Here is a 26677-nt window from a genome sequence, read left to right as displayed (position 1 = left end):
CGCGTGCGCCGATCGCAGCGTGACGGCTATTCGTCGTCGCCTTGTCCGGAGACGACCTGCAGTTCGCCGAGCCCGCCGGGTGCGAGGTCTTTCAGCAGGTCGAGGAAGTTCTTGCCCACCAGGCGCTGGGCGCGACGCAGGAGCAGCGGCACCGGGCTGGAGGGCTCCTTGCGTGCGTAGTAGTCGCAAAGATCGTCCAGGCAGCGCAACACATCCTGCGGGCCCTGGATGCCCTGTGCCTGCACCGCGCCCGCGCTGACCGTGCCCGCATCCTGCGCAGCCGCTTCATTCGCGGCCATGTCATCCGTCGATGCTTGCGGCGCGCGCAGGCTGCGCTGGCTTTCAAGAAAACTTTTCAGCTCATGGGCGTCGCTGAGCAACGGCTTCAGTTCCGGGCCGGCCGTGCCTACGCGGTCCATGAAGATGGCATCGATCGCCTTGGCATGCTCCAGGGCCTCCGCTGCAGCCGCCGTGGTTTCGGCCAGCTGCTCATACGGGCAATCCATGCAGCAGGCTTCGATCTCGGTCTGTGTTGGCAGCTCGCCGCCATCCACCGACTGGGCGTCGGCGGTCTTCAGGCTGCCGTTGGCGATGCGCAGATCGCGCAGGCTGAAGCGGCCCAGTCGCGGCGACTGCACGAAGGGCGTGGTGCGAACATGGCCAAGCAGACCCACGGGATCGCTGATGGGCGCCACGGAGTTGACCCGGTAGGTCGGGTCGTCGTTGTCCTCGGCGTCCAGTTGTGGATGGACGGTGCTCCAGTGCTGTTCGAGCAGCCCGCGGATCAGGGCGAGGCCTGCGGTCCAGCCGGGGATGCCTGCCGTGCGCGTCCATGCGGCGGTCAGGTGCGTAGCAAGGCGCAGGTCCTTGGATCGTGCGAGCAGGGCCTGCGAGCGCTCCGCCACGCGGACCCAGTCGGGCTCTTCCGCCTGCTTGACGCTGTCGCCGACGACGCGCTCCGCCTTGGTTGCCGCCGCCCGCTCCAGGGCGAGGAAATCGGCGTCATATTCCAGGTTCTCACCCGAGGGCGCGTCATCGGAGATCGGGGCCAGCAGAGGTTCCAGATCGTAGATCGCCATGATGTCCACACTCGCTGAGCCTGCACGTCATGGTAAGCAGCACCGGGGGATGGCACCCGTCATTTCGTGTCGCTCGCCGCGTCGCGCTTGCTGGCGTCGGGCACAAAAAAAGCGGGCACCCGAAGGTGCCCGCCAAATGACGCCGTTGCGCTTCCCTCGTCATGCGAAGGAAGGCAACGCAGCGCGATGACTTACAGGCCGATCGCGGTTTCCGCCTTCACGTACGGCAGGTTGTGGGCCAGGGCCACCGGCTCACAGGTCACCTGGCCTTCGCTCACGTTCAGGCCGTTGCGCAGGTGCACGTCGTTTGCCAGCGCCTTCTTCCAGCCCTGGTTGGCCAGTGCAAGGGTGAAGGGCAGGGTCACGCTGTTCAGCGCGAAGGTGGAGGTGCGGGCCACGGCGCCCGGCATGTTGGCGACGCAGTAGTGCACCACGCCGTCGACCACGTAGGTCGGGTCGGAGTGGGTGGTGGCGTGCGAGGTTTCCACGCAGCCGCCCTGGTCGATGGCGACGTCCACGATCACCGAACCCGGCTTCATGGTGCGCACCATGTCATGCGTCACCAGCTTCGGCGCGGCGGCACCCGGCACCAGCACCGTGCCGATCAGCAGGTCGGCGCGACGCACCAGCTCTTCGATGGCTGCGCGGGTGGAGAACACGGTGGAGATGGCGGTGCCGAACTGGGCAGCCAGACGCTTGAGGGCATCGGCCGAACGATCGACCACGGTCACCTTGGCGCCCATGCCCACAGCAATCGTGGCCGCATGGGTGCCGGACACGCCGCCACCCAGGATCACCACTTCAGCCGCCGGCACGCCCGGCACGCCGCCGAGCAGCACGCCGCGACCACCCTGGGCCTTCTCCAGCGAATGCGCGCCGACCTGCGGAGCGAGGCGGCCGGCCACTTCGGACATCGGCGTCAGCAGCGGCAGCGAGCCGTTGGGCGAGGTCACGGTTTCGTAGGCGATGCAGATGGCGCCCGAATCGATTAGGTCCTTGGTCTGCTCGGCATCCGGAGCGAGATGCAGGTAGGTGAACAGGATCTGGCCCTTGCGGAGCTTCTTGCGCTCGACGGCCAGCGGCTCCTTCACCTTCACGATCATGTCGGCGTCGGCAAAGATCTGGTCCGCGCTCTCGATGATGGAGGCGCCCGCCGCGACATAGTCGGCGTCGGTGATGCCGGCACCCAGGCCAGCGCCCGCCTGCACCATCACCTGGTGACCGTTGTGCACGAGCTCCTGCACGGACGACGGGATAAGGCCCACGCGGTATTCGTGGTTCTTGATTTCTTTCGGCACACCGATGCGCATGGCTTGAATGCTCTCTAGCTGGGTAGGAAAGGTTGCGGACCCACCGGGGTGGGCGCCGGTGCAGCAGTATGATTGAGATATCAAGCAATAAAGTGCGGATTATTCATGGCGAATGGGTTCGCTGTAGAATAGTTGGCGACTTTTTGGATATTTCATGAAATCTTATGCTGCAATCAGAATTCGCCCTTGACGACCGGGATCGGGCGATCCTCCGGCTGCTTCAGCAGGACGGTCGACTGACCAACCTGGAGCTCGCCCAACAGATCAATTTGTCCCCCTCGGCATGCCTGCGCCGCGTGAAATTGCTGGAGGAGCGCGGACTCATTTCCCGCTACGTCATGCTGGTGGACGAAAAGGCCGCGGGGCTGCCGGGCACGGCCTTCGTGCTGATCACACTGGACCAGCAGGGGCGCACGGCGCTCGACTCATTCGAAGCCGCCATCCAGGACCACCCGGAAGTCACCGAGTGCTGCCTGCTGGCCGGCGCTGCCGATTACATGGTGCGCGTGGCGTATGCGGACTCCGCGGATTTCGAACGCATCCACACGGAGATCCTGACCCAGCTCCCCGGCGTGGTCCGTGTGCAATCCACGCTGGCACTGCGCACGGTCAAGAAGACCACCATGCTGCCGGTGTGAGCGGTGCTCGCGACGCCTGGTGAAGGCGGGGCGTCGGCAAGGGCCTTGGAGCTGCCAACAAAACCCCGCGGGACCCCAGTTTCATCATTCCGGCGCCCCACAGGGACTAGCTTCGCGTCGTGGGCCGGAATCCAGTGGCCTCTGTCGTAGGTTTTCGCAAGGCGCCCCAAAAAACATGGCCGGCTATCGCAACCACGCCATGTCTTCGCCACTGGATTCCGGCCTTCGCCGGAATGACGGATGGGAGATGTCACTACGTTTTGTTTGCGGCTCTTAGGGGAGGGCGACCACGCGCGCAACGAAACACTAGGCGCGCCGGTTGTCGGCATGTCCGACGATGTACGGCGCCAGTGCGGATTCGTCGTCGCGCAGGGCGTTGCGCAACTGCAGCAGATGGGACAGGACAGGCTGGCAGCTGGCGCGCGCCCTCGGCAGGCTGTGGCACACTCGCACGATGGCGCACTCCACCGCGCGATCGGCTTGCGTCCACCGGGCCTTGTCCGGCTCATCATAGAGCTGTGCCAGCGCCTGCACGGCTTGCTGTGCCAAGGCGCGCACGTCTGGCGGCAGCGCCGCGCTTTCCATGTCCTGCCGGAGTTCGAGCAGGGCGCGGCCGCACTCGTGTATCGCCAATCCCCATGCCATCAGGCTTCGCGACGACGCACTGCCATGCCGGGTGTGCTGCACGATCTGGTGAAAAAGATCGCGGTGGCCGCTTTCGAACGCGTAGAGCAGGCCGGGCATCGGCGCCGTTGCCGCCCGTTGCACCTGGCGACGCAATTGCTGCATCTGGCGCCGCCACAACCAGCGGGTGCCGACCACGGCGGGTATCACCATGAAGGCCATGCCGGTGACCATCAGGCCAAACAATGAAGCCAGCGCTTCGTTGATGAAGCGTTCCGACTCGTACGTCATCGGGTTCTTCAGCGCAAGCATGAGCACAAAGCCCAGCGTGTAGCCGGTGCCCACGCCCGGCAGGGTGGCGTTGCGGGTGGTCAGGTAGGGGCCGATCATCAGCAAGGGCAGGGTGCCCAGGACCAGCATGACGAAGCCATCGCCACCGGGCAGCAACACGAACGCCGACACATACGAGGCGAGCGCGCCCAGCGCGAAGCCGGCCAGCGTATTGGCGGTGGCGGCGACAGGCGCACTGGTGGTCGCGAGCAGTCCGCTGAACAAGGTGGCCAGCAGCATGGCCGTGGTGCCCGAAGGCCAGGCAGTCATCAGCCAGAACGCGCCAAGGCCAAGCATGGTGAAGAACGTGCGCGCCGCAGCGATAAGCGCGGCAACGCGGTCATTGGAACGCCTGAACACAACGCGCTCCGAGGCGCCAGGCAGGTGCCCTTGCGTGTCGCGCAGTGTGGCCTCGAGCGCCACGAAATCGCACAGCTCACCGGCGAAACGACGCAGCAGGGTGGCCCCGCTGTCAAATTCCAGCAGCAGATCCGGCTCCTGCCGGAGGGTGGCGCGCAACTGCGCCGCCCGTACCTGAAGCCGTTCTTCGCAGGCATCGAGCCGGGCGGCGAGTGGTCGTGGCGCAAGCGATCCAGCGGGCGCAAGCGCCTCCCCAACAGGGGCGTAGAGCTGAATCAGCGCCTGCGCCGTACGGCCGTGGTGGCCGCGCTCCAGCCGGTTGATCAGGTGGTGCAGGGATTGGAAGCTGGTCGCCGCGGCCATGTAGCGCAAATTCAACAGTCGCATGCGGCTACTGCGTGCGCGCGCCTGTGGATCCTCGAAGACTACCGATGCACGCAGATCTTCCAGCTGTACGGCGGCGCGGACGCAGCGCAGGTGCGCCTGCTCCAGCTGCGCCCGCGGGATGCTGCCGAGCAGGCTCTCGCGCGCCAACGCCATGAAGTCTTCATAGTGCTCGCGCTCGGTGCGCTGCAGGACATCGCGCAGGCCCTCGGGCCAGACCATATCGCTGACCAGTGCCGCGACGACGATGCCCAGCATCACCTCGCTGACGCGCAGCATCGCCGTGTCGAAGATGCGGTGAGGATCGCTGGCGGCCGGCAGCACCACCACCGCGGCGGTATAACCCGCCAGCACAAAGCCATAGGCCCGGAAGTTGCGATGGAACACGGCGCCACCCGAGCACAGCCCCACCCACAGCGACAGGCTGAGCACCAGCAACTCACTCTGCTGGGGAAAGAGCGCCATGAGCAGCAGCGCAAACAGGCTGCCGGTGACGGTGCCGATGGCGCGATAGAAGCTCTTGGCCAGCACCATGCCGCGCTGCGGATGCATCACGATGGCCACGGTGATCATGGCCGTTGCGGGCTGCTGCAACTGGAGCAGCATCGACAGCCAGGCCGTGAGGTAGAACGCCAGCAGGCACTTGAACACGAAGATCCAGGCTTGCCGTTCGCCCGTCAGGAAAAGGCTCATGCGGGAGCGTCGCCGCATGCCTGGGCGAACCGTGATTGCCGCGCTCATCGTGTCCTTGCTGCTAAGAAATGGAGAGACGGCATCACGGGTGCCGAGAAGCGACGGATGCCGCACGGCGTCCGTGCGGCATCACATGCGCGGCCCCGCCGCTGACGCGGGGATGGCCGGGCCGGATCAGCCCTGGATCTGGTATGCCTCGGTCTGTGTGTGTGCAATGCCGATCAGCGCGAGCTTCTTCAGGCTATCCAGGCGCTTGGGAAGTTCCGACACGGGCGTATGGGCAACATCGAGTGGCTTGCTCGACGTGGCCACCAGTCGCGCACCATCGCAAATCGTCAACGTCATGGTCTGCTGGGCCGGCGAGCCACCCGTTGCGACGGCCGGGGCGGGCTTGGCGCAATAGGCATCATCACGGGGCTTGGCGGGCTCGCCCAGTTCCACCACCAGTCGCGGCGAAACAAGGGTGCCAGCGCTGCCATCCATGGTTTTCGCGTTCGGAATGACCTGCGCGATCTGCTGGTTGGTGGCGCCGGGCAAGGCGCCGCGCACTTCCACCGGCAGACTCGGCATGGCCTTCTTCCAGTGGTCGACCGTATCGTCGGAGTTTGCCCAGCGCGCATCGACGGTGGCGTGGCAACCGGTCAGCAGCAACATGGCGGCGGCACAGGCAAAGGCGATCAGTCGGGATGGGATAGGCATGGCTTAGGTTCTCTTTTATGTCGACGGGGAGGCACGGCACGCGCCGCGCGTTGCGGGTGCATCGGTTCGCCGGACAACTCGCGTTCCCGGGAAAATCGATGCATGGGCAGGCACGGCCACAGGGCGCAGAAGCCCGTGCGACGCAGGTGTCGTCACGTGGTGCGTGACCTGTCTGTTCGGGGAAGGGGGAGGGACGTCAGCCGGCGGGCGCGCCCGGATGGCCGGGGTGTCCGGGCGCCCGGGCCGTGCCACCAACGATGGCGGGCATGCCCGGCGTGCACGACGCTGGCATCAGGCCAGTGCAGCGCGATGATCGCGCGGTAAACACAGAAGCAGTCATTGCTTGAACGTGCAGGGATCAGCGAGGGGCGCCAGTGTCATCGAATCGCCATCTTCGATAAATCACTGGTGGCGCCCGTCATAGGGTCCTGTCAGTCCCCAATGTTCATGGCCGCCGACTCCCATGGCGCGCCCGCGGCCCAGCGATCCACCAGAAAATCAATGAATGCACGGGTGCGGGGCGTGAGGTGCCGCTTGCTGGGATAGACGAGGCGAATGGGATCCGGCGGCGGGCGATACGCGCGCAACACTTCCACCAGCCGACCCGCCCGCAGGTCATCGCCGATCACGTAATCCGCAAGATGCGCAAGCCCGAATCCGGCGAGTGCCGATTCGCGTATCGCCTCGGAGTTGTCGACGCTGATCCGTCCGGGGCCTTCGTACAGATAAGCACCGCCTTCCGTCTGCAGGCGCCACGGCCGTGGCCGCTCCGCGTTGATGTAGACGATGGTGTCGTGATCGGCCAGGTCGTCCGGCTTCAGTGGCGCACCACGCCGCGCGAGATACTCGGGCGATGCGCAAACGATGAACTGCTGCCATGCCACGGTGCGCGTCAGGATCAGCGAGTCGTCCTTGGGTGCACCGATGCGCACGGCAATATCGAAGCCTTCATCGATCAGGCTCACGAAGCGATCGGTGAACCACAGCTCCGCACGCAGTTCCGGCCATTGCTTCAGGTAGTCATGGATCACCGGCAGCACATGGCGCCGCCCGAGCGATGGCGGCACCATCAGCCTGAGCGTGCCCGTGGGGTGGCTGCGGCGCAGCGCCATGGTGGCATCCACGTCTTCCAGCTCTTCCAGGATCTGTCGCCAGCGGTCATACACGACCGCGCCTTCGTCGGTAAGGCTCAGTTTGCGCGTGGTGCGATGAAGCAGGCGCACGCCGAGCTGGCTTTCCAGCCGCGTGATGCTCTTGCCCACGGCGGAGCGCGTAAGCCCGAGCCCGGTGGCGGCGGCAGTGAAGCTGCCGGAGCGGACAGCCGCCACGAAGGCGGCGATATCGCCGAATCGATAAGGTTCCATGATGAGGTGGGTCGTTGCTGCCGGGTTGCCGATGCAGAAGCACGTGCGAGGGCGACGAGCCGCCTTGCGGTATCGCCTTCATGCAGAAAGAAAGCACGGCGAGGGGGTGTCGGCCGTGTACCTGCGCCTATGGTACTAGCAGCCATGCAGTTCCAGGCCGCAACCGGGGCAACGGGTGGGCTGAGAGTCCTGTTTCACAAGGCCTCTGGCCGCTCCGCTGGGCGGATGCCTCAACCTTTGACGGTCATGGCGGCTTGCCAGTGATGCGCAATCTTTTGCGACGCCGCCCGGCATGAAGTGGGCTCATGGCCGGCATGGAGATGACCAAAGACATCTTGTGATCCACGTCACAAATGGGCAGCATGGCGGCCGCCCTGACATGGTCCTGGCGTGTCGACATTTTCAGCAGCAGCCGTTGCCGTTGATGCTCTTGCGACACCACGCCATGGCAGGTGCCAGACGAGGAAGTTGGCGCAAAAGCCGTATTGAGTTTTTGGATATCACCGCCCAAGGGGGCGCACCGTCGGTGCGTATCGCGCGTGATATCGGTCGAGCCATTACCGCATGACATGAAGTCTGGTGCTCAAGCGTGAGCGCCGTACAGGGGAAAATCTGGTGAACCATATCTTCCGGTTGGTCTGGAACCGCAGGCTGGGCGTGTTTCAGGTTGCGTCCGAATTCGCACGCGGCCGTACCAAAGGTGGTCGCAGCGCTGATGGCGGCATGCGGCGTGCCGCGTGGCTGGCCGGTGTCCCCCTGAGCTTGCCGCTATGGGCATGGGCGGCCGCGTTACCCACCGGCGTCGTCGCGGAGAGAACCGCCGCCACTGCATCCTCCATCGTCGCAGCCAACGCACTGCCTACCGGCGGCCAGGTCACCAGCGGCGCCGGCCAGCTCTCGCAACATGGCAACACGCTGACGGTCACCCAGCAGAGCCAGAACCTCTCGCTCAACTGGCAAACCTTCAACATCGGCAGCCAGTCCACCGTGGATTTCGTGCAGCCGGGCGCCAGCGCCATTGCGGTCAACCGCATCGCCGACACCCGTGGCAGCCAGATCCTTGGCCACCTGAACGCCAACGGCCAGGTGTTCCTGATCAACCCCAACGGCATCCTGTTCGGCAAGGGTGCGCAGGTGAACGTGGGCGGCCTGGTCGCCTCCACGCTGGATGTCGGCGACGAAGCGCTGGGCAGCAGCACGCTGACCTTCAGCGGCACTGGCAAGGGCAGCGTCATCAATCTGGGCACCATCAACGTCACCGGCGGCGGTTACGCAGCCCTGTTGGGCAACCAGGTTGGCAACCAGGGGGCGATCCATGCCCAGCTGGGCAGCGTGGCGCTGGCGGGCGGCAGTGCGGTTACGCTCAACTTTGGCGGCAACAAGCTGGTGAGCGTGCAGGTAGACAAGAGCACGCTCGACGCGCTTGCGCAGAATGGCCAGCTGATCGAAGCAAACGGCGGCCACGTATGGATGACGGCCGGTGCGCGCGACAGCCTGCTTGCCAGTGCGGTGAACAACACCGGCACCATCGAGGCGCAGACCGTACAGAACCAGAACGGCCATATCATGCTGATGGGCGGCATGGAGGCCGGCGCGGTCACGGTGGGCGGCACGCTCGATGCCAGTGCGCCCCATGGCGGAAATGGCGGCCAGATCGAAACCAGCGCAGCGAAAGTCAATGTTGCAGATACCGCAAAGATCACCACGGCCGCTCAACTCGGCCTGACGGGCACATGGCTGATCGACCCACATGATTTCACGATTGCGCCGAACGGCGGCAACATCACGGGCGCGGCGTTGTCGGGGGCGCTGACGAGTGGCTCCGTCACGATCGAATCGAGTGCGAGTTCGACAGGTGGCAGTGGCAACGTCAACGTCAACGACAACGTCAGCTGGAACGCGAACGCGCTGACGCTGACAGCGGCCAACAACGTCAACGTTAACGCGACGATGACGGCAAGCGGCACGGCGGGTCTTGTCGTCAATACGGCGACGACCAACGGCTCGGACGCGGCGGTGGCCGGCGGTACATTGAACATGGGACTGGGCGGCAGCGGGTTCGCAGGTCGCGTGAATTTCACCGGCGCGGGCCAGGCGCTGACCATCAACGGCACCCCATACACGATCGTCACGACGCTCGGCGTCGCTGGGGACGGCGGCACGACCACGCTGCAAGGCATCAAGAACAACCTCTCCGGCCATTACGCGCTGGGCGCCGACATCAACGCAAGCGTGACGAGCAGTTGGAACAGTGGCGCGGGTTTCACGCCGATCGGCGGCGGCAACGCCGGTACGGCGTTCTCGGGAGTGTTCGAGGGCCTGGGCCATACGATCAGCGGGCTCTACATCAACTACAACGCGACGGGTTCGGCTGCAGGCGTCGGCCTGTTCGGCGCTTCGTCAGGAGTGATCCGGAATGTTGGGGTGTCGGGGAGCGTTTCGGCCGGCGGCTCAGGGACGGCCATCGGCGGCTTGGTGGGGGCGAGCTACGGCACCGTCGTCAACGACTATTCGGCGGCATCGGTCAGCGGGTCAAGCTCAGGGGTACGCAACTGGGTTGGCGGGCTAGTCGGATGTAACGCGTGCAATGGGTTTGGCGACACGCCAATCTATTCGGCGAGCGGCCGCACGGTGACCGGTGGCACGATTGCCAACGCATTCGCCACAGGTTCTGTCCACGGTTTGTCAAACTTGGAGGTCTTGGGTGGGCTGGCGGGGACCAACTATGGCTCCATCAGCAATGCCTACGCTACGGGAGCGGTGATCGCTTCCTATGGTGGTGGCAACCCCGCCAATGACAATCTCGGTGGGCTCGTAGGCAATAACTACGGCACGATCACGAATGCTTACGCCACAGGCAACGTATCGTTCGGTCCTCGAAGCAACAACAACCAGAATTTTCTCGGCGGATTGGTGGGCAACAGCGCGGCCGCCGGCAGCACCGGCGCGATTACCGACACTTATGCCACGGGAACCGTGTCCAGTCCCGACTCGAGCGATATACGCGGCGGCCTGATCGGGCAACTCGTGAGCGGCCCAGTAACCTCCAGCTACTGGAATACCACGAACAACGCGGCGCCCGGTGGCGCCAGCGTCGGCGTCGGCGCTGGCGCTGGCAGCGCTAGCGGGATATCGGGCCTGACCACGCCCCAGATGGAGCAGGCCAATAACTTCTCAGGCTGGAGCATCGCCACGACAGGTGGCCAGGGTCTGACATGGCGCAACTACCTTGGCTACACCACGCCCCTGATCGAGAGCCTGCTGATCCCGTTGACGATCAATGCGAGCAACCAGACGGTTACCTATAACGGAACCAATCAGTTTGCTGCGGCAGTCAGCTCTTCGCTCGCATCGCCGAATTATTCCTACATCACGGCGCCCGGACTGACGGCGGCGCAGCACGCCGGCAGCTACAGCGAGAGCTTGGCGTCCGCCTATTCGTACAACTATGACCTGACCATTGGCACGCCGAGCGCGACCCTGACCATCAATCCGGCGACGTTGACGCCGACGCTGACCAACAGTGGCGTGATCAAGACCTATGACGGCACGACCAATGCGCCGACCGGTTTCACGCCGACGTATGGCTACAGTGGACTGATCGCCGGCGATTCCGTCACGCTGGCTAAAACCGGCGTGGCTTACAACAGCGCACACGTGGCCAGCGCCACCAGTGTCACGGTATCGGGCCTGAGCATCGCCAGCATTGCCGGCAGCAACGGCTCGCTGGTCAGCGACTACGCCCTGGCGTCCAGCAACGTGAGCGCCGCTGCATCTATCACGCCCATGACGCTGACGGCGTCGCTGTCCAATGCCGCCAACACCACCAAGACCTACGACGGCACGACAGCGGCACCGGTTGGCTTCATGCCGACGTACACCATCACTGGCCTGCTGGCCGGCGACAGCGCCTCGGTGAGCAGTTCGGCGGCGGCGGTATTCAATTCGGCGCACGTCGCCTCGGCCACGACGATCACGCAGGGTGGCCTGTCGCTGTCGTCCGTCACCGGCAACGGCAGCGATAACTCCGTGCTCAGTGATTACACCCTGGCAAGCACCACGGCTTCCACGGGTGTCGGCGTGGCCAACATTACGCCATGGGTATTGACGGTCACGGCGCCGACCATCAGCGGCACGCTGACCAAGGTCTACGACGGCACCACGGCGGCGCCTGGCGCAAGCCTGATCGGTGGCAGCATCAGTGGCGCGCTCAGCGGCGACAGCCTGTCGCTCAATGACAGCGGCATCACGTTGGCCTACAACAGCAGTCACGTAGCGAGCGCCAACAGCATCCATGCCAATGGCAGCCTGACGCTGGGCATCCTCAGCAGCACGAACGGCAGCCAGAGCACGGATTACAGCCTGCTGCCTCCGACCATTGCCTCAGTGGCAGGAACCATCACGCCAGCCGAGCTGACGATTGGCTTGTCCAACACCACCAACGTCACCAAGACCTACGACGGCACGACGACGGCGCCCGCCGGGTTCGCCCCGACGTACAGCATCTCGGGACTGATCTCCGGCGATAGCGCCTCGGTGAGCAGTTCGGCCACGCCGGTGTTCAATTCGGCACATGTCGCCTCCGCAGCGGACATCACGCAAGGTGGGCTGTCGCTGGTATCGGTTACCGGCAACGGCAGTGACAATTCCGTGCTCGGCGATTACGCCCTGTCGAGCACCACGGCCCGCACCGGTGTCGGCATGGCGGGCATCACACCCAGAACACTGACCGTGTCCGCCCCGACCATTGGCGGCGTGGCCACCAAGGTTTACGACGGCACCCTTTTTGCGCCAGGGGCAAGCCTGGTAGGCGGCAGCATCAGCGGGGCGCTCAGTGGTGACAGCCTGTCGCTCGACACCTCCGGCGTGACGCTGGCCTACAACAGCAGTCACGCCGCAAGCGCCAGCAGCATCAGCGCGAGCGGAAGCCTGGCGGTGAACATAGGCAGCAGCACAAACGGCAGCCAGAGCACGGACTACAGCGTGATACTGCCCACCATCGCCCCGGTGGCCGGAACCATCACACCTGCGCCTTTGATAGCGACGCTGGTCAATAGCGGCGTGACCAAGACCTATGACGGCACCACCCATGCGCCCACCGGCTTCACTCCGGTGTATACCTTCAACGGACTGGCCTCCGGAGACACCAACGCCAGCCTCGTCGACACTGGCGAGCTCTACAACAGCGCGCACGTGGCCGGTGCCACCAACCTCACGGCATCGGGCCTTGGCATCACCGGCATTGTCGGCAGCAACGGCTCGCAGGTCAGCGATTACCTCTTGGTGTCGACCAGCGTGAGCGTAGCGGCATCCATTACACCCGCGATGCTGACGGCGATACTGGCCAATAGCGGCGTGACCAAGGTTTATGACGGCACGACCGCCGCGCCGGCCGGGTTCACCCCGACATACAACTACATCGGCCTGGTTAGCGGCGACACCGGCGCCAGCCTGGCCGATACCGGTGCGGGTTACAACAGCGCACATGTGGCAGGCGCCACCGACGTCACGGTATCGGGCCTGAGCATCAGCAGCATCACTGGCTCCAGTGGCTCGCAAACCAGCGATTACACCCTGGCATCCAGTAACGCGAGCGTGGCGGCAACGATCACACCCGCCATGTTGACGGCAACGCTGACCAATAGTGGCGTGACCAAGACCTATGACGGCACGACCGCTGCACCGGCCGGTTTTGCCGCCATGTACAACGTCAGTGGCCTGATCGCCGGCGACACCGGCGCCAGCCTGACCGATACGGGCGCGGCCTACGACAGCGCGCATGTAGCCAGCGCCACCAGCCTCACGGTTTCGGGCCTGGCCATCGGCGGCGTCGCCGGGAGCCATGGCTCGCAGGCCAGCGATTACGCCCTGACGTCCAGCAACGCAAACGTGGCGGCGACCATCACGCCGGCACCGTTGACGGTATCGCTGCTCAATACCGGCATCACCAAAACCTATGACGGCACGACGGCAGCACCGGTCAACTTCAGCCCGATGTACGGTTTCTCGGGCCTGGTGTCCGGCGACAGCGCTACGGTAGGCAGCGCGGCAACACCGGTGTTCAACTCGGCGCACGTCGCCTCGGCGTCAACCATCACGCAGGGAGGCTTGTCGCTGCAGTCGATTACCGGCAACGGCAGCGACAACTCTGTGCTTGGCGATTACACCTTGGTCAGTACCAGTGCTTACGGAGCGGCAAGCATCACGCCGGCAACGCTGACGGCGAGCCTGACCAACCGTGGCGTCACCAAGATCTATGACGGCACGGCCGCCACGCCGCCTGGCTTTATGCCGGTATACAGCTATATCGGCCTGATCACCGGCGATACCAGTGCAACCCTGGGTGACACCGGTGCGGCCTACAACAGTGCGCACGTGGCCAGCGCCACCGATGTCTCGGTGTCGGGTCTGAGCATCAACGGCATTACCGGCGGCAACGGTTCACAGGCCAGCGACTACATGCTGGCCTCCACCAGCGCGAATGTGGCCGCAACCATCACGCCGGCAACGTTGACGGCAAGCCTGACCAACAGCGGCGTGACCAAGACCTACGACGGCACGACCGCTGCACCGGCCGGTTTTGCCCCGACCTACAGCTACGGCGGCTTTGCCACCGGCGATACCGGCGCGACCCTGGGCGACACGGGGGCGTCCTACAACAGCGCACATGTGGCCAGCGCCACCAGCATCACGGTATCGGGATTGAGCATCGGCAGCATCAGCGGCAGCGATGGCTCGCAGGCAAGCGATTACAGCCTGGCCTCCACTAGTGCGAATGTGGCCGCAACCATCACGCCGGCAACGTTGACGGCAAGCCTGGCCAATCGTGGCGTTACCAAGGTCTACGACGGAACGACGAGCGCACCGATCGGTTTTACGCCAATCTACAGCTACAGCGGACTGGTTTCCGGTGATACCGGCGCCAGCCTGAGCGACACCGGGGCGGCCTACAACAGTTCGCAGGTGGCCAACGCCACGGATGTCACGGTCACGGGCCTGGGTATCGGCAGCATTGTCGGCAGCGTCGGTTCGTTGGCCAGCGATTACGCCTTGGCATCCCGCAGCGCCAGCGTGGCTGCCGGGATCACGCCCGCCGCACTGACAGCCAGTCTTACTGGCCCGATCAGCAAGGTGTATGACGGCACCACGGCGGCAACGCTTGCGTCAGGCAATTACTTGCTGCGCGGTTTCGTAAGCGGGCAGGGCGCAACGGTGACGCTGTCCAGCGGCACCTACAACAGCAGCAACGTGGCGAGCGCCACATCGGCGACGGCAACGCTCGTCGGCGGCGACTTTGTCGCTGACAGCGGCACGAACCTGTCCAATTACATCTTGCCCATCAGCGCGAGTGGCGCCGCCAGCATCACGCCAGCGTCACTGCTGGTGACGGCAAACAACGCCGGCAAAGCTTATGACGGCCTGGCGTACACCGGCGGCCCCGGTGTGCTTTATAGCGGCTTCGTGAATGGTGAAGGCGCATCAGCACTCGGTGGTGCGCTGAACTACGGCGGAAACTCGCAAGGTGCGGTGAACGCCGGGCTCTACACCATCACGCCGATGGGACTGAGCTCCGGCAATTACACCATCAGTTACCGCGATGGCCTGCTGACGGTGAGCCCAGCCCTGTTGACGGCCGAACTTACGGGGACGGCCGGCAAGGCCTATGACGGCACCACGACGGCGACGCTGACGTCGGGCAATTACACCTTGATCGGCGTGGTGGGCAATGATGCAGTAAGCCTCAACGACCCCGGTACCGGCACTTACGCCACGGCCAATGCCGGCAGCGGCATCGGCGTGCAGGTGGGCGGGCTGGCGATCAGTGGCAACGGGGCGGGCAACTACATCCTGGGCAACAGCACAGCCAGTGCGGCTATCGGCACGATTACTCCGGCACCACTGACCGTCACGGCCAGCAACGCCAGCACCATCTACAACGCGAAGGCATACAGCGGCGGCAATGGTGTGACCTATAGCGGCTTCGTCGATGGACAGACCGCCTCCGTGCTGGGTGGCGCGCTGATCTATGGCGGCAATTCGCAAGGCGCGATGAACGTGGGTAACTACGCGCTTACGCCCGGCGGTCTTTCATCAGGCAACTACGCCATCACCTACGACAGCGGCACGCTCTCGATATCGCCCGCCACGCTGACCTATATAGCGACGCCGATGCAGGTTTATAACGGCCAGGCGATTCCACCCCTGACGGGCACGGTCACTGGCTTCCAGGGGAGCGATACCTTGGCCAATGCCACCACCGGCACGCCGACCTTCGCCACGCCCGCCACGGCGCAAAGCCCCGTCGGGCAGTATGCGATCAACGGCAACGGACTGGCCGCGAACGATGGCAACTACGTCTTCGTGCAGGCGGCCGGCAACGCACTGGCGCTCAATGTGGCACCAGGCGACACCTTGACCCTGCCTGGTGTGGCGTACATGCAACAGCAGCTGGGCCAGCCGGCAGCCGTCAGCCTGCTGGTGTCGACGACAGCCGCACCGGACGAAGCGTCCTCGGAGGCCGTGCCGTTGCGATCCGTCACCCCGGCTGCCGCACCGGACCTCTACACGCCGGATGTACGCGTGGTGGGCGGTGGCGTGCGCCTGCCATGACGACCTACACCATTTCTCCTGTTTGTTTTCCGGATGCTTGCCTGTGACCCGATTCACCGCGTTGCGCTTGTCGCCCCTTGCCATGGCATGGCTGGCCGTTCCCGCGTTTGCACAACAAGTGCCGCCCAGCAGCGGCCAGCTATTGCAGCAGGCCCAGCCCCCGCAGCAGCCGTTGCCCCGCCGTGACACGGGCGTGCAGATCCAGGCGCCCGTGGCCGCCCGCGCCACCGACAACACCTCTTTCGAGGTGAGGCAGATAACCATTGCCGGCAACACGTCGTTCGATACCCAGACGCTGCATGCACTGGTTGCCGATGGCGAGGGCCACACGCAGACGCTCGCCACGCTCACCGCCCTGGCGCAGCGCATTACCGATTACTACCGCAATCATGGGTATCCATTGTCCCGCGCGGTGGTGCCCGCACAGGCGCTGAATGATGGCGTGGTGCAACTGCGTGTCATCGAAGCACGGTACGACCAGGTGCAGGTGAGCAATCACAGCCGTGTCGATACGACCCTGCTCAAGGACACACTCAGCCCGCTGCAATCGGGTCAGCTGGTGACGCAGGACGCCCTGGATCGCCAACTGCTGTTGTTGAACGACCTGCCGGGCGTGCAGGGGCATGCGGTGCTAGGCCCGGGCAACACGCCTGGCACCAGCAACCTCACCGTCGATGCGCAACCGCTTTCACCTGTGACGGGCAATCTCTCGCTGGACAATGGCGGGGATCGTTACACCGGCCGCGTTCGCCTGGGCGGCAACGTGGCCGTGAACAATCTGGCGGGCCTCGGCGATCAGCTCAGCGCAGGCGTCTTGGCCTCCGACGGCCACATGCACTACGGTCGCGTCGCCTATGACTTCGCGTTCAATGGCGCAGGCACCCGCTTCGGCCTTGCGTACTCGGCGCTGTCCTACAAGCTGGGTGACGGCCTGTCGGAACTGGATGCCCGTGGCCATGCCGACGAAGCCAGCGCATGGCTGTTTCAGCCCATCGTGCGCAGCCCCAACACCAACTTCAGCGTGCGACTGGAAGTGGACAATCGCCATCTGTCGGACGACACGGGCAGCACCGGCATTCACGATGTCCGCCACTCGTGGGACTGGACGGCCAGCGGCACGTTCGACCATCGCGACGACTGGGGTGGGGGAGGGGTGACGCAGGCGCAACTGTCGCTGACGCGCGGGCAGTTGGGTTTTGACGATCCCGTGGCCAACGCCAGTGACGCGGCCACGGCCCACACGCAAGGCCACGAACTGCATTGGGATGGCAACCTGAGCCGCCTGCAGGTGATCACGGCCTCGACGCGCCTGTACGTGGCGCTCAGCGGTCAATACAGCCATCACAACCTCGATTCCTCCGAGCAATTCCTGCTGGGCGGCATGCAGAGCGTGCGGGGCTACGAAGTGAGTACGCTGGCGGGCGCATCCGGCTACCTGGCCACGATGGAACTGCGCCATGACCTGGGCCTGCCGGGCGGCGCCTGGCAAGGCAGCATGTTTGTCGATCAAGGCGGCATGTGGATCAACCCGCAGCCATGGGCTGGAACCACCGGCAGCAACCACGCTACGCTGGCCAGCGCGGGCCTGGGAGTGAACTGGGTCGGCCCCGATCAATGGTTGGCGCAAGTCCAGGTGGGGCAGCCGGTGGGCAGCACACCGGAACAGGCAGGCAAGCGCCCGTCCACGCGGGCATGGGTGCAGCTGAGCAAGGGGTTCTGAGGTGGCAGCGTCTACGTTCGTTGGTGTCACCGGCCTGCCGCGCGCAGGCTCGACACTGCTGTGCCAGCTGCTTGCGCAGCACCCCGACATCCATTGCGAAGGGCGCAGCTCGCCGCTGTGCAATGCGCTGCTCGGCATCCGGCGGATGATCAGCGACGATCAGTTTTTCCTGTCGCAGCTGGACTCATCGTTTGAGACGAGCTACGCGCACCTGGCCTCGGCCATGCAGGGATTCCTGCGTGGCTGGCATCACGACAGTGGCGCACACAAGGTGGTGATCGACAAGAACCGCGCCTGGCTGCACGCGGTGGAATTGCTTCTGCATATTGAGCCGAACGCCAAGTTGATCGTCTGCCTGCGGGAACTGGGGCAGATTTACGGATCGATCGAAGCGCAGCATCAGCGCACCATCCTGGTGGACTTCATCGATCACCTGGCGGACTACGACCGCTACGGCCGCGCCGATGCCCTGTTCGCGAAAGACCGCGTGATAGGTGCGCCGCTTATTTCATTGCAGGCCGTACTGGACCTGCCGGAGGCGGTGAAGCAGCGCCTGTACTTCGTGCGTTTCGAGGATCTGGTGGCGCAACCCGTGAGTTGCATGTCGCATCTGTATGCCTGGCTGGGGCTGGCGCCGTTCGAGATTGATCCGGACCAGCTCATGATGGGAACGCAGGAAAGCGACAGCCACTATCGGATGAAGTACCCGCACCGGCAGGCCACCCGCATCGTGGCGCCCACGCCGCATGCGGTGCCACCGCGGATCCAGAAACAGATCGAGTCGGTATGGGCATGGTTCTATCGACTCTATTACGGTGAAACGCTGCCCCGGTGACAATCATGGCGGACACGTGCCGCCGGGTAGTCACAGGCCGTGCCATTGCTACGAAGCAGCACCTTTTTTCCGCGCCGGTTTGCCCGACCGTTCCGGCTTTCCGTCCAGCGCCATTTTCCATTCCGCCGCAGCGAGTTTCGACACAAGGAAATCAGCCAGCGCGGTGATTTTGGCCGGTCGCGCGCGGGCCGTCGGCGTCACGAAATACAGGCCGCCTTCGGGCAGATGAGCCAGGCCCAACGCCAGCTGCTGTTCGACGACACGGCCCGGGCAATGGGCGACGCCCGCGATGAAGTGAAACAACGCCACATAGACAACTGCGCGAAAGCCGATCCCGCATACGGCATAGGCGTTGCCGCTGCGCTGGCCTGGCTCAAGCACAAACCGCCACAGCGCTGAGGCACTCCAAGAGCAGCATCCCGCCTGGCTAGCTAAGCGGGCGGGTTGCTGACGGTTGGTGGCACCAAGCGAGGTCTTGAGAGCATCCTTGGATAGGGAGAAGGCTTTGGAAGCAGGACGCTTACCGGCATCACGTCCAAATTATCTTATTTTACATAATATACATTATGCGAATTACTGGTACTTTGTGGAGTGTTGCGTCACCTAGGGCCATCCTAGACCCGAACCAAGTAATTTTGTTACTTGCCGCCAAGTAAAGTTGTTACTTGCTCGTCGATTGGCCCTTCGCGACCAAATAACGTTTTTGCTTGCAGCTGATCTGTTCTTCGCAGAGAACCCTCTTGTCTGTAGCACCGAGACATGAGCCACTGCTGCAGGCAACCTTTGCCATTTCTGCACCGAAACCTCGTCCATTTTTTTCAACTGCAGAAAAACATCGTCCAGTTCGAAAACTCTGCATTGAAACCTGCGCCAAAGTGTTCCATCCGCATTGAAACTTGCGCCAATTTTGTTGAGCGCAGATCACGGCTGTCATTCTATATGCTCTCTATATGCTCTGGACTCTACATGAGAGTCGAAGCCAGCTGACGGACATCTGAAGCCGGAAGCCTCACGTCTCGTTAGTTGTTCGAGTTACTCGCTTGGCGCTGTTGCATCAAAGCAAGAGGATTGACCAATGCCGCGCGCAAGGCATTGGCCTCCGCGTCCCCAAAGCCGTCTCGCGTGACCACGACTAGCGCGCTCGGGTCGTACAGGTGAGGCATGTCGTCGACGGCTATCCATGTCATGCCTGGCTCGGCGTTGCGCTCAAGCCACGCCATTGCCTCTTTGTGACGGGTGCCGCGATCGGTGTCACCTGCGGCCTGCGGAATGTCAGGCGTCACGTCTACGATGCGCGCGCGAAGATCGGAGCTAAAATACGAGCGTAGTGCGTCCAAAGTCTGTGTATGTCGCCACGAAGAGGCAATGACCACAGCCACACCAGGAAACTCGCGCAACACAGCCTCAAACGCAGGAAGGTCGACGAAATACGTTTCGGGCCCGCCGTCCTTCGGGTGAAGAACGCCATCGAAATCGAGCAAAATGTAGCAATCGGTGTGCATGTCGTAGCTCAGCTAACTGGATGGATCTCACTTTAACCATGCTCAACGGGTTGGTTTTCCTGGATGGCTGCGCTGGCGACAGCGGCAGGATCTCTGGGTAGCTCATCTTGTGGGCGCTTCCCTCCCAAATAGCTGTTCACGGACGCGAACCAGAATGCTAAGCGCCACCCATCCCCCACCCCGCCGAAGGCCCGGATCACCTGGTCGAGGCCCTGAGCAGGTCGGCCCGATGTGGGCTCGAATAGGTAGGCCGGGTACCAGTCCACTCCGTCGAGGCGAACACCAAATATCCGCTCCTCGCGGAGCCATTGCTTGAGGTGTTGGTGATCCAGGCTTTTGGCCGGAAGCCATTCGGTGCTGCGAAACGCCTCCTGGCGAGCGCCAGTCAATGGGTCACTGGGGTCCATGAGGCTACTCCTGGGTCAGTTCGAAACACATGACCAGAGTCGGTTGCTCGACCTAGCCCACTAGTTGGCTCAGTGCTTGTGTGAGCTGCTGGCGGACCGAAGCTTGCGCAATAGGGCCGCACACCAAGTGCTCCCGCTCTAGGGTTGGCCACGAATCCAGTGGCCATCGTTGTTCAAGTGCCAGCCAGCGCGTGCCCGGGCTACGGCGTCGGTCCAACCACAATCGAAGGCACGCATAGCGGGTGGCGAGAGCCGAGTGATAGTCGCTCCAGCACGAGTTCGTCAGCTCCTGCAGATACATGGAGTCGACCACCCGAGACGCTATGCGGTTGGGAAGCTTGCTCCGAAGCGTTTCGATCGGCGTGTGAAGGGCTCGCCGATCGGAGATCACAATCTCCAGTTGAGCCAGGTACGGCGCCAGTACTTCCTCCAGCTGCGACTCGGACGATCCGGTCATGTCGAGAACGCCATCCAGCTCGAGAAATAAGACGGCCATCGTCCGCGGCCCCGCTGATTGCTCGACGGTCAAGTCTGAATGGATCGACATGGCTTCTTCTGCGTGACTGGATGCGAATGAGCTTCGCCGGATGGTGTGATTTTAGCGCGGCCACTCGCTCGCGGAACAATCGGCTGACTTCCGGCGCATTGATTTGACGACGCTGTACGATTATTCGGATTGATTATTCCTTGTAGGGCATAAATGGCCACGTAGATTCCGCCATGTAGGGAACGACCATCTTGGCTGTTTGCGCCCTCCATAATCTGCTCTGCGGTTTCGTCCATACAGAGCATATCGATGGCCTTCCACACCACTCAGCAGATGCGCCGCCTCGCCCGCGCACGACTCGATCACGCCGGCAACTGGTGCCGGGAAATGCTTCCTCGGCTCCAAATCACTCCCCGAGGAGGCTGGATTGCCGCTACGCGCGATGCCCTGGGGATGTCGCAGTCAGAGCTCGCGCGCCGGCTGGGTGTGCGTCCCAGTTCAGTGGTTAAGCTGGAAAAAAGCGAGCGTGCCGGCACGGTGCGCATCGAAACCCTGCGCCGCGCGGCAGCGGCCATGGATTGCGAATTGGTGGTGTTGGTCGTACCTCAGCAGCCTCTGCAGTCCAGCGTGGATCAACAGCGTCTGAAGCTCTTCAACGCGACGCTCAATCGTGTCGCCGCCCACATGAAGCTCGAAGGCCAGTCGGTGTCCGATGACCTCTACCGGCATCTTCTGCAACAAGCGGAAGCCGAAATACCGGACACGGCGCTGTGGCGGGGCGAGCTTGACTGATGCCCTGGGGGCGATTCCCCGCTCGATGACGGGCAAACACTTCGACGCCCCGTGGAAGTGCGAGGGCCAACGCTGCCTTGGGCGACGACTCAGGGCGAATGGGCGTTCGACGCGTATGGGGGCGGCCAACGACTGGTCGGAGCACGGTGCAACGAGAATCCCGATCCCAACGGGGCGGCCTCGTGCCAGCCCGTCGGCGTTCACCCCCTATCGGCGGTGACCCGACTCGGGTCACACAAGCCTTTGACCCCTTGGCTGCCTCTGCTGTCCGGCTGAAGTCGCACATGTCGATTTTCGTGCGAAACATCGACATGTCGGCCGAACGTGTCGATGCCGTCGACATGAGGTTGCGGCGCCGATGCCAGATCTCGACAGCCTTCGATTCAGTCAGGTGATACCGTGCTTGCCACACCATGTGATGCGTTCATCCTATTGAAATTCATGCGATTTCAACCACAACAAAGATAGCGAATAATGGCACTTATTCGCTATCATGGGTCATCGGCGCCGCGCTGAGCGCCCCAGGATGCCTCCCATGGCCGAGCCGACTACCCTTCCCCTTCGTGTCGTCGATAGCCTCGAAGGTCTAACGACCGTGCCGGCGATTGCGCCCGAGATCCATGCACCACGTCCTGCCTTAGCCGCCTCCGTCGAGGCCGTACTCGCTCGACTTGCCAGTTGGTCGGCGGACTTTGCCGAAGGCAGCGCGCCGGCCACGGTCAAAGCGGTGCGTTCGGACTGGGTGCAGTACCTGGCCTGGTGCGAAGCGACCGGCGCGACACCCCTGCCCGCCTCCGTCACCCAACTGGAGACGTTCTTGTCGGCGGCGATTGATAAAGGTCGCAAACGCGCCACGGTGGATCGCTATCTCTATACAGTCGGTCTGGTGCATGTCGCCGCGGGCTTGCCGAGTCCGTCGAAGGATCCGGACTGGCCGGTGAAATGGAAGAAGCTGATCCGGCGCCTGAAGACGACTGGCGGTCATGCGCGCAAGCAGGCTGGCGAACTCGACATGGCCGGTATCGAGACCATTCTCGCGTCGCTGGGCAACAGCCCGCGGGACCTGCGTGACGCGGCGTTGCTGTCGATGGCGTCGGACACGTTGTGCCGTGAATCGGAATTGGTGGCTATTCGGGTCGAGCACCTGCACCACAACCGCCGGCGCAACACCTGGTCGCTGCACGTTCCGTTCTCCAAGACCAACCAGGATGGTGCCGCGCCGGACTATCGGTTTGTGAGTCTGGAAACGATCGTGCGCGTTCGCGCGTGGCAAGCGGCAGCTGGCATCGATGAAGGCGCCCTCTTCCGACCGATTGGTGGCCGCCCGAAGGCGAACGGTGATTCCGCCGATGCACTGCTACCGCAGGAAGTGGCGCGGATATTCCGGCGGCGTGCGAAAGCGGCCGGATTGGAGAACGCTGGGAGCATTAGCGGGCATTCGGCGCGGATTGGGTCGGCGAATGATCTGGCAGAGCACGGTGCAACAGGCACCCAGATACAACAAGCAGGCGGCTGGAAAACGGATCGCATGGTGACGTACTACACGCGACGGTCACAGGCAGGCGCGAATGCCATGACCGGCTTGCGCCAAGCGCGACGACCGACAAATGATAAAGAAAGGACGTCCTAAGTCACCGCCGGGTATGGTGATCCTTTAAAGTTCATGCCGTGCGTGAACGGGTTTCACTCCGGCGACTTAGGCTCGGCACCAATTTACGATGCGCGAAGCGAAGTCATGCGTTCACACCACAACCTTAAGTGGTGTGGTGGCGGACAAAATCCATCCCGGAGCACCTGCCACAGCCAATTGTCGCTCGTTTGCCAGTAGGGTCAGGTCAGGGTCGTTCAATCCGACACTTGTTAGGATCAAGCCACCGTTTGTGGCCGCTCTCAATTCATTTCCTTGCAATACCCCTCTTAGATACGGCAACTCAAGCGTGGCTCCACCTGGCATCCAGCGAACAAGACGCCTCGCTACATCAAGAGGGACATAGGATGTGGCGGCGGCTTTCGGGCTCTGGGCCTGAAAGTTCTGCATCTGAGCACCCTGAAAATGCGTCGAACAAATATCTGCCCTGGATGTCAGTTCCCGGTAAGCGCTCGTCTTTGCGACGAGCATGTATGTAGTTGCGTGGAGGCGAAGCTGGTCCGAAATGGGCTTGGATGTTCCCAGTGCGTGTACAGGTGTAGCTCGATGATTGGAGCTCTTGATGAACTGGATGGCGGCACTAACTGACGGCAGGTCATGAACAACTACAACCGGAAATCGATCGGCACTAATCATGAGCCTGTAGGGATTGCCAGTACCCGATAGATAGCTCTCATCGTAGATAGCTCCCGGATACTTCAGATGCAATTGCTCCCTGCCGGACGGTTGCTGAAGCCTCTTAACGGAACTTGCATAGCTCATGGCTCCCCCCGTTAGGTAACAATGCGAAGCCCAGAGCCATGGAGTGCGGCAGCCCTGTGAAGAATTGCCGCGCAAGCTGACGTAACATCGTCTATAAGCGGGCTGGTGGTGCCTCTTCCTCCGCGTAGCTGTGAAGACCCCAGGGCTTGAGCAAACTCGTCTTCCATCTGCTCCAAGCGTTCTTCGCAGAATGAGTAGAAGTCACCTTCAAACAGCTTTGCGATCCATAGACTCTGAAGAAGGCGAGTTGCATCCGAGCTCAAATCGCTAACCAGGGCTCGGCCGGCCTTTTGGGCAACGGGAGTCGCGCCGATAGCTGCGAGCTTCTGCTCCCATTTTTCTCTGAATTGAATTACCGGGTCCACGCAGCTTCGAGCAAAAACCTCGCGAAACCAAAACTGGTCCATGTATCCGCGCCTTTCTTGCCGACGATTCAAAATTATCGTCGCAATGATCGAGGCAATTGATACCAAGAGGGCAAAGATGGCTATGACATTTGATGCTGACGATGACGACTCGGCGCCAAAAACCAGGATATTCATCAAGGAGCCCTTCCGAAGATATCTCTCTTGTCGCGAAGAGCTCGCTGTATCCAATCTGGGATTTTACTTAGAATGAAATCTGGACCGCTGAATTGAAACTGCTTCTCAAATCCTTCGCCGCCAAGCTCGCGCACCGAAGGTCCAAAAAGGCCCAGAAAGTAAGAGCTAGTTACCGCGTAGGTTTCCTCTGGGATTCGGACCTGAACAACTTCTCCTGCTGCGAGGGAGTCAAGCTTGAGATCGTGGCGTGCCTTCTGGCCTCTGTCTCTGCCGGTAAAAACGGGCATACCAAGATTCTCGAAATCAATGACCATGATTAGGTACTCAATTTTTCTACGTCAAAGGAACTAAGCGGCGCAGCAATGCTTATCACGACACCGGGGAATCGCTGAGCTTGCAACGACTGCACTGCACTACTATCGGGCTTATTGAGAAGATCATTGGCTTGGTTGAACGCAATGACGGAGCGTTGCAATGATGGGTTGAATTGCATCTTATGGCGGCCATCAAACCTGATCGCCGTTGCACCGCTTGTGATAGTCATGCAAGTCGGCTTTCTCTTCATGGCTGCTTCTTCTGAAAGACCCTGAAAAAATTCAATAAAGTCAACCGTCCCTTGCCCGCGATTCGTGGCGGCACTGGTGTTGATGCTACTCACGTCGCCCTGAAGCGCCATCACGGTCAGCAAGTCCTCTTCATGCCAGTCACTGCTAAATAGGCCGGTGCGCTTGTGTTGCAGCAGATAGGGTTCCACTGAAGTCCAGGCAAAGCCCTCTCGGTCGAGCCTAAGAAATGTATCGGCCATGCTATTTCCGAAGCTGGCAATCACGCATCGATAGACAAGATCCTGATCTTCAAGATCAATGAACCCAACGATCACCCATTGCGCAAGTCCCGAATGAGTTTGGGCGTTGTCCAGAATTTCGCCTACGTACGTCAAAAGTTCAGACCTGGCCGCTGGCGTTAGCTTGTAACCCATGGCTGCGAGGCATGCCTGCAAGTGATCAGCAAAATCTGCGCACGTCTGCGATCGCTGATCGATCACCTGCCCCTCGATAACAAGCGCTTTTCCACGATTTTGGTGTCGAAACACCTTGGCCCCAGATTGAAGGCTGACCTTAATATCCTCCTCGGAGCCAGCGTTCAGCACGCGTACGCATCCAACCTCGTCCATCATGTTTCGAATTTTGCCGTCCCTTGGCTTGTACCCACGAATGTACGCGCCACGAACATGCCGAATTTCGAGCGAAATCTCTCTCAAGATCACACCCAAAATCGAGTCGGCCGCCAGGCCAAGGTAACGAACGTTTCTATGATCTAAGGCGAGTTTTGGAACCTTGGCTTGACGCACATATGCAATCACGTCGTGAAGGAATTGAATTGTGTCTTCCGGATTTTCAGATAGTGAAAATTTCTCTGGCAGCACAAACGTTTCCGGCCGCAAGTGTCTGCGTCCGCGGAAGTAGATATAAGGCTCAAAGAGATCAAGGATTCGTGAGCGGTACGTCCCTAGTGCCACCGGGTCCTCGGAAACCCGGTCTCCCGACATGCGCTTTCCCTTTCGTGAGAGGCGATGTTCCCAACGCTCTTTCTCAAGCCGGATAGTCCTTTGCCGCAGCTGCATCCCCGCCCCCTGTCTATCGAAGACCAATTATGGGTGTGGCGGTAACCGAAGTCGATGCTGTTTGATTCAGGGGCTGCCTACGACCGCAATCTGAAAAAAATCTCGCGTGGACATGCAGTTAGGTCTGCCAGAGCGCGCCACCATCAGGCCGTTCACGCGAGGACTCATGCCGCCGTTAGGTGTTGCTGCGCGGCTGCGTCGCTGACCATGGCCCGTTAGGAGGCCGCCAGTTCTGAGGTGTCGCTATCCGCTGCCAGTACGGAAGGC

At 62.4% G+C, this 26677-nt stretch carries 20 protein-coding genes; 7 read left to right on the top strand and 13 right to left on the bottom strand.

Going from position 1 to position 26677, the window contains the following annotated elements:
• Nucleotides 1-26: 26 nt before the first annotated feature.
• Complete coding sequence (gene tssA, locus HY57_RS13340; protein WP_038581068.1) at nucleotides 27-1079, bottom strand: type VI secretion system protein TssA; 1053 nt, start codon at nucleotides 1077-1079, stop codon at nucleotides 27-29.
• Nucleotides 1080-1270: 191 nt separating this feature from the next.
• Nucleotides 1271-2389, bottom strand: coding sequence for an alanine dehydrogenase (ald, locus tag HY57_RS13335; protein WP_019467525.1), 1119 nt, complete (start codon nucleotides 2387-2389; stop codon nucleotides 1271-1273).
• A 164-nt stretch (nucleotides 2390-2553) separates the two neighbouring features.
• Here ald and HY57_RS13330 point away from each other — a divergent pair, with 164 nt between their 5' ends.
• On the top strand, nucleotides 2554-3027 hold the full coding sequence (locus tag HY57_RS13330; protein WP_019467526.1) for an Lrp/AsnC family transcriptional regulator: 474 nt from the start codon (nucleotides 2554-2556) through the stop codon (nucleotides 3025-3027).
• A 306-nt stretch (nucleotides 3028-3333) separates the two neighbouring features.
• Here the strand turns inward: HY57_RS13330 and HY57_RS13325 are convergent, their stop codons facing one another.
• The 4 genes from HY57_RS13325 to HY57_RS21650 all read right to left on the bottom strand — a co-directional run bounded on the left by HY57_RS13325 (nucleotide 3334) and on the right by HY57_RS21650 (nucleotide 7992).
• The gene (locus HY57_RS13325) at nucleotides 3334-5418 is read right to left on the bottom strand and encodes an FUSC family protein (RefSeq protein WP_019467527.1); all 2085 of its coding nucleotides are present in this window, start codon (nucleotides 5416-5418) and stop codon (nucleotides 3334-3336) included.
• Between the two features lie 174 nt (nucleotides 5419-5592).
• Nucleotides 5593-6117, bottom strand: a complete 525-nt coding sequence (locus tag HY57_RS13320) for a hypothetical protein (RefSeq protein WP_144240832.1) — start codon at nucleotides 6115-6117, stop codon at nucleotides 5593-5595.
• 431 nt (nucleotides 6118-6548) lie between these two features.
• The gene (locus HY57_RS13315) at nucleotides 6549-7481 is read right to left on the bottom strand and encodes a LysR family transcriptional regulator (protein WP_019467529.1); all 933 of its coding nucleotides are present in this window, start codon (nucleotides 7479-7481) and stop codon (nucleotides 6549-6551) included.
• A 244-nt stretch (nucleotides 7482-7725) separates the two neighbouring features.
• Nucleotides 7726-7992: a hypothetical protein gene (locus HY57_RS21650; RefSeq protein ID WP_144240831.1), complete on the bottom strand. Its 267-nt coding sequence runs from the start codon at nucleotides 7990-7992 to the stop codon at nucleotides 7726-7728.
• Nucleotides 7993-8096: 104 nt separating this feature from the next.
• On the opposite strand from HY57_RS21650, the gene HY57_RS13310 reads away from it, so the two are divergent.
• The 4 genes from HY57_RS13310 (at nucleotide 8097) to HY57_RS21280 (ending at nucleotide 19045) form a co-directional block, all read left to right on the top strand.
• Nucleotides 8097-16091: a YDG domain-containing protein gene (locus HY57_RS13310; RefSeq protein ID WP_019467530.1), complete on the top strand. Its 7995-nt coding sequence runs from the start codon at nucleotides 8097-8099 to the stop codon at nucleotides 16089-16091.
• 43 nt (nucleotides 16092-16134) lie between these two features.
• The gene (locus HY57_RS13305) at nucleotides 16135-17811 is read left to right on the top strand and encodes a ShlB/FhaC/HecB family hemolysin secretion/activation protein (RefSeq protein ID WP_019467531.1); all 1677 of its coding nucleotides are present in this window, start codon (nucleotides 16135-16137) and stop codon (nucleotides 17809-17811) included.
• A gap of 1 nt (nucleotide 17812) precedes the next feature.
• Nucleotides 17813-18646, top strand: coding sequence for a sulfotransferase family protein (locus HY57_RS13300; protein WP_019467532.1), 834 nt, complete (start codon nucleotides 17813-17815; stop codon nucleotides 18644-18646).
• A gap of 225 nt (nucleotides 18647-18871) precedes the next feature.
• Nucleotides 18872-19045 carry a catalase-related domain-containing protein gene (locus HY57_RS21280; protein WP_200873940.1) on the top strand — a complete coding sequence of 58 codons (174 nt, stop codon included), beginning with the start codon at nucleotides 18872-18874 and terminating at the stop codon, nucleotides 19043-19045.
• Nucleotides 19046-19665: 620 nt separating this feature from the next.
• Here HY57_RS21280 and HY57_RS13290 read toward each other — a convergent pair.
• Genes HY57_RS13290 through HY57_RS13280 form a run of 3 tightly spaced genes read right to left on the bottom strand, consistent with a single transcriptional unit; the run spans nucleotide 19666 to nucleotide 21102 of the window.
• Nucleotides 19666-20148, bottom strand: a complete 483-nt coding sequence (locus HY57_RS13290) for an HAD domain-containing protein (RefSeq protein ID WP_019467534.1) — start codon at nucleotides 20146-20148, stop codon at nucleotides 19666-19668.
• Nucleotides 20149-20180: 32 nt separating this feature from the next.
• Entirely contained in the window at nucleotides 20181-20555 is a 375-nt protein-coding gene (locus tag HY57_RS13285) for a hypothetical protein (protein ID WP_019467535.1), read from the bottom strand.
• Nucleotides 20556-20607: 52 nt separating this feature from the next.
• On the bottom strand, nucleotides 20608-21102 hold the full coding sequence (locus HY57_RS13280; protein WP_019467536.1) for a hypothetical protein: 495 nt from the start codon (nucleotides 21100-21102) through the stop codon (nucleotides 20608-20610).
• Nucleotides 21103-21351: 249 nt separating this feature from the next.
• Between HY57_RS13280 and HY57_RS13275 the strand changes: the two genes are divergently transcribed.
• The gene (locus HY57_RS13275) at nucleotides 21352-21834 is read left to right on the top strand and encodes a helix-turn-helix domain-containing protein (protein ID WP_081500772.1); all 483 of its coding nucleotides are present in this window, start codon (nucleotides 21352-21354) and stop codon (nucleotides 21832-21834) included.
• A gap of 535 nt (nucleotides 21835-22369) precedes the next feature.
• Nucleotides 22370-23464, top strand: a complete 1095-nt coding sequence (locus tag HY57_RS13270) for a tyrosine-type recombinase/integrase (protein WP_019467539.1) — start codon at nucleotides 22370-22372, stop codon at nucleotides 23462-23464.
• A gap of 111 nt (nucleotides 23465-23575) precedes the next feature.
• On the opposite strand, the gene HY57_RS21645 is transcribed toward HY57_RS13270, so the two are convergent.
• Genes HY57_RS21645 through HY57_RS13255 form a run of 4 tightly spaced genes read right to left on the bottom strand, consistent with a single transcriptional unit; the run spans nucleotide 23576 to nucleotide 26410 of the window.
• Nucleotides 23576-24244, bottom strand: a complete 669-nt coding sequence (locus HY57_RS21645; RefSeq protein WP_144240830.1) for a hypothetical protein — start codon at nucleotides 24242-24244, stop codon at nucleotides 23576-23578.
• An 11-nt stretch (nucleotides 24245-24255) separates the two neighbouring features.
• Nucleotides 24256-24786 (bottom strand): hypothetical protein, encoded by a 531-nt coding sequence (locus tag HY57_RS13265; RefSeq protein WP_019467540.1) that lies wholly within the window; start codon nucleotides 24784-24786, stop codon nucleotides 24256-24258.
• Entirely contained in the window at nucleotides 24786-25100 is a 315-nt protein-coding gene (locus HY57_RS13260; RefSeq protein WP_038579839.1) for a hypothetical protein, read from the bottom strand. Before HY57_RS13260 ends, HY57_RS13265 begins: the two co-directional genes overlap by 1 nt.
• Nucleotides 25101-25102: 2 nt before the next feature.
• Nucleotides 25103-26410: a hypothetical protein gene (locus HY57_RS13255; RefSeq protein WP_144240829.1), complete on the bottom strand. Its 1308-nt coding sequence runs from the start codon at nucleotides 26408-26410 to the stop codon at nucleotides 25103-25105.
• Nucleotides 26411-26677 lie beyond the last annotated feature (267 nt).

The organism is Dyella japonica A8 (genome assembly GCF_000725385.1).
GTDB lineage: Bacteria > Pseudomonadota > Gammaproteobacteria > Xanthomonadales > Rhodanobacteraceae > Dyella > Dyella japonica_C.
Note: the sequence above shows the minus strand (reverse complement) of the source record. Positions and strands in the feature narration are given on the sequence as shown.

Excerpts from the sequence above, each read along its gene's own strand:
- tssA (WP_038581068.1), bottom strand. The coding sequence starts at position 1,079 with ATGGCGATCTACGATCTGGAACCTCTGCTGGCCCCGATCTCCGATGAC.
- ald (WP_019467525.1), bottom strand. The coding sequence starts at position 2,389 with ATGCGCATCGGTGTGCCGAAAGAAATCAAGAACCACGAATACCGCGTG.
- HY57_RS13330 (WP_019467526.1), top strand. The coding sequence starts at position 2,554 with ATGCTGCAATCAGAATTCGCCCTTGACGACCGGGATCGGGCGATCCTC.
- HY57_RS13325 (WP_019467527.1), bottom strand. The coding sequence starts at position 5,418 with ATGAGCCTTTTCCTGACGGGCGAACGGCAAGCCTGGATCTTCGTGTTC.
- HY57_RS13320 (WP_144240832.1), bottom strand. The coding sequence starts at position 6,117 with ATGCCTATCCCATCCCGACTGATCGCCTTTGCCTGTGCCGCCGCCATG.
- HY57_RS13315 (WP_019467529.1), bottom strand. The coding sequence starts at position 7,481 with ATGGAACCTTATCGATTCGGCGATATCGCCGCCTTCGTGGCGGCTGTC.
- HY57_RS21280 (WP_200873940.1), top strand. The coding sequence starts at position 18,872 with ATGAGCCAGGCCCAACGCCAGCTGCTGTTCGACGACACGGCCCGGGCA.
- HY57_RS13290 (WP_019467534.1), bottom strand. The coding sequence starts at position 20,148 with ATGCACACCGATTGCTACATTTTGCTCGATTTCGATGGCGTTCTTCAC.
- HY57_RS13285 (WP_019467535.1), bottom strand. The coding sequence starts at position 20,555 with ATGGACCCCAGTGACCCATTGACTGGCGCTCGCCAGGAGGCGTTTCGC.
- HY57_RS13280 (WP_019467536.1), bottom strand. The coding sequence starts at position 21,102 with ATGTCGATCCATTCAGACTTGACCGTCGAGCAATCAGCGGGGCCGCGG.
- HY57_RS13275 (WP_081500772.1), top strand. The coding sequence starts at position 21,352 with ATGGCCTTCCACACCACTCAGCAGATGCGCCGCCTCGCCCGCGCACGA.
- HY57_RS13270 (WP_019467539.1), top strand. The coding sequence starts at position 22,370 with ATGGCCGAGCCGACTACCCTTCCCCTTCGTGTCGTCGATAGCCTCGAA.
- HY57_RS21645 (WP_144240830.1), bottom strand. The coding sequence starts at position 24,244 with ATGAGCTATGCAAGTTCCGTTAAGAGGCTTCAGCAACCGTCCGGCAGG.
- HY57_RS13265 (WP_019467540.1), bottom strand. The coding sequence starts at position 24,786 with ATGAATATCCTGGTTTTTGGCGCCGAGTCGTCATCGTCAGCATCAAAT.
- HY57_RS13260 (WP_038579839.1), bottom strand. The coding sequence starts at position 25,100 with ATGGTCATTGATTTCGAGAATCTTGGTATGCCCGTTTTTACCGGCAGA.
- HY57_RS13255 (WP_144240829.1), bottom strand. The coding sequence starts at position 26,410 with ATGCAGCTGCGGCAAAGGACTATCCGGCTTGAGAAAGAGCGTTGGGAA.